The organism is Alterinioella sp., from assembly GCF_058343375.1.
Window position 1 is genome coordinate 1 of the sequence record NZ_JBTUJH010000103.1, and the last position, 7,678, is coordinate 7,678.

A 7,678-nucleotide genomic window follows, 5' to 3' on the forward strand; every position below is an offset into this window, starting at 1 on the left:
GAAACCAAAGCCTACAAGGCGAATAACTCTTATCCCACAAAAAGAGTTTGGCATTCTCTGGACAGGCAAACAGCAACGACACCATGCTATTTGGGAAGAACTTCAATTCCACCTGAATACCGAAAAACACCCAAATGCAGTGTCGGTGTTATTTCGTGTGCTTTTGGAGCTATCCATTGATCATTATGTGGATGAACATAGTATTCAGGTGCATGAAAATGACAAGCTTGCCCGCCGTGTTGAAAAAGTTGGCGCCGCACTTTTTAGCCACGACAAAATCGACAAAAAACAATTGGATGCGACGAAGAAATTTTCTCAAATTAATCAACTCGTGTCAGCCGACACGTTGAATCGGTATATCCATTCGAATAGTTTTGCGCCTTCACCAAAGGACTTGGAGGCTTTATGGGATACGATGGCGGATTTGATTGTTGCATGCCTGAAGGGCTAGTTTGAGAAAGGTGAATGGGTTCGAGAATACACCCTCTCTCTCCGCCACAGGCTTTTCGCGCAGCGAAACGCCATCAACCTCCAGAATGAAGCGTTGGGCGGCAGTCGTTTAGAAAAAACGATGAGAGCATCCGAGGGTCGAACATGCTGCCACCCCCTCTGCCACTATTTGTCTCACACTGCGTGGCACCTCCGGCGCGGCGGGCTGGCCGCCCGAAGCGCGGTCGCGCCTTTGGGGGCAAGAGTTCGAAGTTACACCCCTGGTCTCCGCCATCCTGCCATGTGATGAATTTGATGGTGTCGCCCTGAGCACCCCTACCCGGCCAGCGCATCGAGCACCGGGCAGTCGGGCACGGCATCGCCGGAACATTTTGCAACCGTTTCGGCAAGCACCCTCTCGACCCGCTGCAGATCGCTGATTTTTGCACGGACGGCACCAAGATGGGTCTGCGTCCGGTCCAGCACCTCGGCGCAGGTCTGGGTGCCGCCATCGACCAGCGACAGGAACCCGCGCACCTCTTTGAGGCTGAACCCAAGTTCGCGCATGCGCAGCACGAAACCCAATCGGCGCACATAGCTTTCATCATAGGTGCGAAAGCCCTTCGCGCTGCGGGGCGGCGGTGGCAGGATGCCGACATTCTCGTAGTATCGGATGGTTTCGAGATTGCAGCCTGTTGCCCGTGCCAGACCGGCCCGTAACAGATAGTTTACCGCCGGTTTGCCGTTCATGCCGAACTTCCCCTTGTGCCTGTAGGGCCTACAGACCTTAGACAGAGGAGGAATCGAAGGCAAGAGGAGCAATTTTGCGCATGTCGACAACACAAGAAACGCCGGTGACGGGGCACGAAACCACCGGCACCACGGGCAATCGCATCGCCACCGGGGGCAGCCTGCTTGGCGCGCTGGCGATGACCTCGTGCTGCATTCTGCCGCTGGTTCTGGTCAGTTTCGGCGTCGGTGGCGTATGGATCGCACAGCTGACGGCGCTTTATGCCTATAAGTGGTATACATTCACAATCGCCGCAGGCTTCATCGGCTACGGGTTCTGGAAACTGCACCGGGCCGAAGCCGGCGAATGCCGCGCGGGCACCATGTGCGCCCGGCCGGTCAACCGCACTGTGATGAAGGCCTCGCTCTGGCTGGCGGCCATCGTCACCGCCATCGCGATGATCTTTCCCTACCTCACCCCCTATATCCTGAGCTATTGATGAAAGGACCTGGAATGAAAGCGCTGTTGAGTTTCCTGGCTGGCATCTGGCTGGTCGGCGGGGCCGCATGGGCGGCCGAACAGCAGGCCCGCATCGAGGTGAGCGAGCTGTTTTGCCCGTCCTGCCCCTATATCGCCGCCGAGGCGGTAAGATCCATTGAGAGCGTCGAAATCATCGCCGGCGACTATGATCAGGATGCCGAGACGATCGTGTTTCTGGTATCTTATGATGATTCCATAACGACCCCGGATGAAATTGCCGAAGCGTCGATGCAATACGGCTATCCGGGCCGGGTGCTGGACAGGGCATCAGGGTCCTGATCGGGCATGGCGGCGCGCGCGACATGACCCGGGACAAACTCCTGCGGCGCGGGTTGATCGGCAGTGTCATCGCGGCGATCTGCTGTTTTACGCCGCTTTTGGTGCTGGTGGTTGCCGGGGTCGGGTTGTCGACCCTCGTGGGGTGGCTGGATCACGCGCTGTTTCCGATGCTCTTTGCCTCGCTTGGGGTTGTGGCCCATGCGCTGTGGCTGCGCGCGGGCCGGCGCAGCGGCCCCGATGGCGGCCCCATCGGATCCGAATTGACTGTATTTCAGAGAAAGACATGCCCATGAAAGACCTGTCCGATACTCGCAGAACTGGCCCCTATGACCTGATCGTGCTGGGCGCGGGATCGGCCGGATTTTCGGCCTCGATCACGGCGGCCGAGGCGGGCAAGCGCGTCGCGCTGATCGGCGATGGCACCATCGGGGGCACCTGTGTCAATGTCGGCTGTGTGCCGTCCAAGGCGATGATCCGCGCCGCCGAGGCGGTGCATGGCGGTGCGGCGGCGGCGCGGTTTCCCGGCATCGACCCCTGCGCCCATGCGGTGGACTGGGCGGCTTTGGTGCAGGGCACCGATGCGCTGGTCACTGAAATGCGGCAGAAGAAATATATCGACCTTCTGCCCGCATATGATGCGGTCGATTACATTGCGGAAGGCCCGGCGCGGCTGGTCGAGGGCGGGGTCGAGGTCGGCGGGCGCAGGATCCGGGCGGAGCGGACCCTCATCGCCACCGGCTCGCGCCCGCAAATGCCCGATATTGCCGGGATCGAGGCGGTGGAGGTGCTCGATTCCACGGCGCTTCTGACCCTGCCCGAGCGGCCGAAAAGCCTGATCCTGCTTGGCGGCGGCTATGTCGGGGCAGAACTGGCGCAGATGGCGTCGCGTTTGGGCGTCGCGGTCACGCTTGTCACCCGCTCGCGGCTATTGCCCGGCGCGGAACCCGAGGTTGGTGCCGCGCTGACGGCTGCGATGCAGGCCGAAGGCATCCGGCTGGAGACCGGCCTGAGTTACCGCCGCGTGGAGGCTGGCGACAGCGGTGTCATCGTGACCATCGAACGCGATGGCATAGCGGTCACGCTGAGCGCCGAACGGCTGGTCGCCGCCACCGGGCGCGTCGCCAACACCGATGGGCTGGGGCTGGCTGATCTTGGCATCGCAACCGACCGGAACGGAGCCATCATGGTCGGGCCGGACATGGCCACGACACGCGGCCAGATCTATGCTGCCGGCGACGTCACCGACCGCGATCAGTTCGTCTATATGGCCGCCTATGGTGCCAGGATCGCGGTCAATAATGCCTTCGGTCTGGACGCGATGATCTATGACAACACAGCCATGCCCTGGGTCGTCTTCACCGATCCGCAGGTGGCAGGTGTGGGGTTGAGCGCGGCGCAGGCGCGCGATGCGGGCTTTGACGTCAAGACCAGCGTGATCGGGCTGGACAATGTGCCGCGTGCATTGGCGGCGCGCGATACACGCGGGCTGATCAAACTGGTGGCGGATGCGGCAACCGACCGGCTTCTGGGCGGGCAGATCATCGCGCCCGAAGGTGCCGACACGATCCAGACTTTGGCATTGGCGCTGAAATTCGGCATGACCAGCAAGGCATTGGGAGAGACCATTTTCCCCTATCTGACCACCGTCGAGGGGCTGAAACTGGCCGCGCAGAGTTTTGACAAGGATGTGGCGAAACTTTCCTGTTGCGCGGGGTAAGGCGATGGGCAGGACGGGGCTCATCTGGCTGATCGGTGCCGGGATTGCGTGCTGCGGGCGCTGTTTCTGGTGCCTGCCGGGGCGGTATCGCTTGGCACCATCACCGCGATCCTGACCGGAAATTTGGTGCCCATAGGTGGCTGCCATGAACCCGGCACCCTGTTCGTGGCGGGTAACGATCAGCCGGATCGACGATTTGCGCAGCGACTCCACGAAATCCAGGTTCTCTTCCCCCGGCACCCCGAACACATATTCGACATTCTGGTTTTCCGACGCCCTGACCAGCAGGTCGGATGCTTTTACCTTGCTCATCTGATTCCATCTCACCTGCAGCCAGCGCATCATCCGCGCGACGCGCACTAACAGAAATCGAGCAAAGGCAAGGCGGCGAATTTCGGGAAATGCGGCGATTTTCGGGGAGGGCCGATATCGGGGCCGTCCTTGGCCCGCCAGCGGCACCGATTCAGGTATTGCCGTCCTGCCGGTCGGCCAACCAGGCGCTCAATGCGGGGTTGGTGGCGGTATCGGCGGTATCGGCGGTGTCGGTCATGTCCGCCGATATTGTGTCACGCCCCATGCGCGGTATTGGCCCCCGGCCTGGGGTGCGGAAATAGAACATTTCCCTGGCCCCGAAATAGAAACTGACGATCGCCCCCAGGAGCCACCACAGCGGCTCGGGCACGGCTTCCAGCCCCACCATCCGGTCGGAAAACGCCACCGGATCGGTCATGGCGAACACAAAGAGCCCAAGCGTGCCAAGCGCCAGCATCGGGCGCGGCAGGCGGTTGATGCCATTCACGACGCGGTCAAACAGCCCGTTGCGGGCATATTGGAACTCATCGCCCTGCGCATCAAGGGCGGCGCGTTGTGCCTGCGCCGAAAGCTCCATCCGGCGGGTTGCGTTGGGCCGAAAGACCTCAGCCATGTCGGTGGCGGCTTCGCCCATGGCGCGCACCGCACCGGCATTGCCAAAAGCGCGTGAAATCAATCCCATGCTGCGATCCTTTCGCGATGTTCGGCCGCGGTCAGGCGATAGCGCGGCGAGATGAACTCTTCGGCCCGCAGGATCCAGCCGCCCTTGCCGCCATCGCGGCGCGTGGCGTAACGGCGCGAGGCCGGGCGGCGATCGGCCAGAGAATAGTAGAAATTGCGTCGGGCAATGCCATAGGCATCAACCAGATGCTCGGGGGCCTGATCAAGCGCGGCCTGTGCTGCCGCGATGGTTTGCGGCCCGATAACCCCGTCAACGGCAATATCCAGCCCCATATCGCGCAGCAGGCGTTGCAGGATCCTGACCGCGTTGGTCCCGGAATTGACCTGCATGTCAAAGACAGAGGCCTGCAGCGGTTCGGGAAGTTGGTCGATGCGCGGCGCACGAAAGTAATGTTCGATGAATATCTCGGTGGCGCGTTCGGCCGTCATCAGCCGCACGTCATCCTCATCGACATCCCCATCGGCATTCAGATCAAGGCCAAGGCGGCGCATCGTGGCGATGGTGACGCCGAAATTGGTGGCCCCACCGGGATCGTTCGGGTCATTCACAAAGCCGCCCTCGCGGGCGACGATTTCAGACGCAATCTGGCGAACCGACAGCATGGCCCAGCCCTCCATGCTCAAGGTTGCAGAATTGCCCCGCTTCGGGGCCCTTCCCTTCGGTTTGAAGGAAATCACCCCAAGATTTGCGGCAAGACCATTAAAATTTTCCTAAATCCCGTGCGGATTTTTTCAGCTGTCTTGTGGCTGCCGGTAAACGCCCTGTTCTTCCAGCGCCTCGATCACCTCGATCGGCATGTAGGTTTCATCATGGCGCGCCAGCAATTCGGTGGCCAGAAAGGTGCCATCCACAAAAGTGCCGGTGGCGATCGTGCCCTGACCTTCGCCAAACAGATCCGGCGGCGGCTGCGTGCCGACATAGCGCACCGGAATATCGGCCCCGCCATCGGTCACGATAAAGGAAAATTCGATACCCTCGCCGGTTTGCAGCGACCCTTCCAGAACCAGACCGCCGATGCGGAATATTTCGGTCTCGGACGGCGGCGATGCGGCCACAGCACTGGGCGAGCGGAAAAAGTTGATGCCATCGCGCATGCCGTAGCCGATTATCACGCTTGCTCCGGTCAGCAAGACAACCGCAATGGCGATAATCTGTATCCGGCGTCTCTTTTTCAACCCGCGCATGGTGCGTTCTCCATTCCTAATTCGTTCAAAGATAAGATCGCCCGGCCGGATGGCAAAGGGGGCGCGGCAGTTTGCTTCAGCATGGTTTGGCGAGAAACATTAAAAACGACCCATTAGCTTTTGAAAACAATTAGTTATCATGCGGATACAAATTCGATCTTTCGCCGCAGAAATCCAATCGCCTTATTGGATACCCGCGCCGGATCGCCGGTTGTCAGAAGCAAAGCGTCAGTGCCCGGCCCGATCATGGCGGGGTGGCGGTTCAGATAATCGGCAAGGCTTTCGGCCACCAGATCAGCCTGGCTGTAGACCGTCACATCGGGCCCGAGGGCGTCGCGAAACACATCTTCCATCAGCGGATAATGGGTGCAGCCCAAAATTGCGGCCTGCGGTTTCGGCATCCGCCGCTGCAACGCCTCGACATGGGAGCGCACCAAGGCTTCGGCCAGAATCATATCGCCCTGCTCGATCGCATCGACAACACCGCCGCAGGGCTGCGCCTCGACATCGACACCGATGGCGCGAAAGGCCAGTTCGCGCTGAAATGCCCGGCTGGACACGGTCGCGGGCGTGGCAAACAGCGCCACATGCTGCACGGCCACTTCGCGCGGCGGGGAATTGTCGCCCCATTGGCGTTCGGTCAATGCCTCGATCAGCGGCACGAACACGCCCAACACGCGCTTGCCTTCCGGCACCCAGGCCTCCTGCATCCGGCGCAGCGCGGCGGCAGAGGCGGTGTTGCAGGCCAGAATCACCAGATCGCAACCTTCATCAAACAGGCGCGACACGCCTGCTGTTGTCAGCTCATAGACATCATCGGCATCGCGCACGCCATATGGCGCATGGGCATTGTCGCCGTAATAGACGAACGGCACCTCCGGCAGGCGTTTTGTGACCGCATCCAGCACTGTCAACCCGCCCAGTCCGCTGTCAAATATTCCGACTGCCATTGCGTTTATGCCTTTCCTCGAACTCGAACCCGATCTCGGCCGGGTTCAGGGGTATTGGCGACAAGTCATAAGTGGCTTGGCGCAGGAAATCCATCATCGCGCGGCTGTCTTTTGCGTGGCCGTTCAGAACTGCGCGCGGGATCGGATCACCGATGACCACGCGCACCGGCGTATTCATCCGGTTCCGGAATTCCTTGATCAGCAGGCCCATCCGCAGCGTCGAATGCAGGTGGCTTGCGACCTGAAACAGGCGGCTGGTCTGGCCATCGAAAAAGATCGGCACCACGGTGGCATCGGATTTTGCGATCATGCGCGCCGTGAAGCCGCGCCAACAGGGATCCATCGGGCGGCCAAAGGGCCGGGCTGCGGTCGAAACCGTGCCGCCCGGGAAGACCCCGATGGCCCCGCCCTCGGACAGGTAGCGCAGCGCGGTCTTGCGGGTCTGGATATTGAGCGCCAGCGCCGCCTTGGTCGCCTCGAAGGAAATCGGCAGTATGACGCGTTCCAGATCCTCGGCCTTGCGAAAGATGTGGTGCGCCAGGATCCGGAAATCCCCGCGCGCCAGGGCCAGGATATGGCCCAACATCAGCCCGTCCAGAATGCCGTAGGGGTGGTTGGCAATGACGATGACGGGGCCATCGGCGGGAATGTTTTCCAATGCGCCGCCGAGCAGCTCCAGATTCAGGCCGTAACGCCCGACCAGCACCGACCAGAAATCGCGCCCCCCCGCCACCTCATCCTCATAGCCGCGGGCGCGGTGCATCAGACGCATCCGCCCGGTGGCATTCTCCATCGCCCGGATCACGGCCCGCCCGCCACGGGTGCGGGCCGAATGCGCATAGGAAATCTCGCGCG

At 61.2% G+C, this 7,678-nt stretch carries 11 protein-coding genes and 1 pseudogene; 5 read left to right on the forward strand and 7 right to left on the reverse strand.

The window, feature by feature from the left end; translation table 11 throughout:
* Positions 1-451 (forward strand): hypothetical protein (locus ACW8PS_RS14065; protein WP_491528123.1); only part of this gene is annotated, 451 nt, incomplete at its 5' end.
* Positions 452-765: 314 nt separating this feature from the next.
* Here ACW8PS_RS14065 and ACW8PS_RS14070 read toward each other — a convergent pair.
* Positions 766-1,179, reverse strand: coding sequence for a MerR family transcriptional regulator (locus ACW8PS_RS14070; RefSeq protein ID WP_491528124.1), 414 nt, complete (start codon positions 1,177-1,179; stop codon positions 766-768).
* 80 nt (positions 1,180-1,259) lie between these two features.
* Between ACW8PS_RS14070 and ACW8PS_RS14075 the strand changes: the two genes are divergently transcribed.
* Genes ACW8PS_RS14075 through merA form a run of 4 tightly spaced genes read left to right on the forward strand, consistent with a single transcriptional unit; the run spans position 1,260 to position 3,695 of the window.
* Entirely contained in the window at positions 1,260-1,658 is a 399-nt protein-coding gene (locus tag ACW8PS_RS14075; protein WP_491528125.1) for a mercuric transporter MerT family protein, read from the forward strand.
* A gap of 14 nt (positions 1,659-1,672) precedes the next feature.
* A complete protein-coding gene (locus ACW8PS_RS14080) occupies positions 1,673-1,978 on the forward strand; it encodes a heavy-metal-associated domain-containing protein (RefSeq protein ID WP_491528126.1) in 306 nt (101 codons plus the stop codon).
* A 23-nt stretch (positions 1,979-2,001) separates the two neighbouring features.
* On the forward strand, positions 2,002-2,271 hold the full coding sequence (merF, locus tag ACW8PS_RS14085) for a mercury resistance system transport protein MerF (protein ID WP_491528127.1): 270 nt from the start codon (positions 2,002-2,004) through the stop codon (positions 2,269-2,271).
* On the forward strand, positions 2,268-3,695 hold the full coding sequence (gene merA, locus ACW8PS_RS14090; protein ID WP_491528128.1) for a mercury(II) reductase: 1,428 nt from the start codon (positions 2,268-2,270) through the stop codon (positions 3,693-3,695). The genes merF and merA overlap by 4 nt, the downstream gene beginning before the upstream one ends.
* Before the next feature lie 186 nt (positions 3,696-3,881).
* Here the strand turns inward: merA and ACW8PS_RS14095 are convergent.
* The 6 genes and pseudogenes from ACW8PS_RS14095 to ACW8PS_RS14120 form a co-directional block, all read right to left on the reverse strand.
* A pseudogene (locus ACW8PS_RS14095) lies at positions 3,882-4,040 on the reverse strand (thiamine pyrophosphate-binding protein); the annotation flags it as partial.
* 118 nt (positions 4,041-4,158) lie between these two features.
* A complete protein-coding gene (locus ACW8PS_RS14100) occupies positions 4,159-4,689 on the reverse strand; it encodes a holin family protein (protein WP_491528129.1) in 531 nt (176 codons plus the stop codon).
* Positions 4,680-5,291: a holin-associated N-acetylmuramidase gene (locus ACW8PS_RS14105; RefSeq protein WP_491528130.1), complete on the reverse strand. Its 612-nt coding sequence runs from the start codon at positions 5,289-5,291 to the stop codon at positions 4,680-4,682. Before ACW8PS_RS14105 ends, ACW8PS_RS14100 begins: the two co-directional genes overlap by 10 nt.
* Positions 5,292-5,420: 129 nt before the next feature.
* Positions 5,421-5,873 carry a cytochrome c maturation protein CcmE gene (gene ccmE / locus ACW8PS_RS14110; protein ID WP_491528131.1) on the reverse strand — a complete coding sequence of 151 codons (453 nt, stop codon included), beginning with the start codon at positions 5,871-5,873 and terminating at the stop codon, positions 5,421-5,423.
* Positions 5,874-6,010: 137 nt separating this feature from the next.
* Positions 6,011-6,823, reverse strand: coding sequence for a glutamate racemase (locus ACW8PS_RS14115; protein WP_491528132.1), 813 nt, complete (start codon positions 6,821-6,823; stop codon positions 6,011-6,013).
* On the reverse strand, positions 6,804-7,678 hold an 875-nt coding region (locus ACW8PS_RS14120; protein WP_491528133.1), incomplete at its 5' end, for a lysophospholipid acyltransferase family protein. The genes ACW8PS_RS14115 and ACW8PS_RS14120, both read right to left, overlap by 20 nt.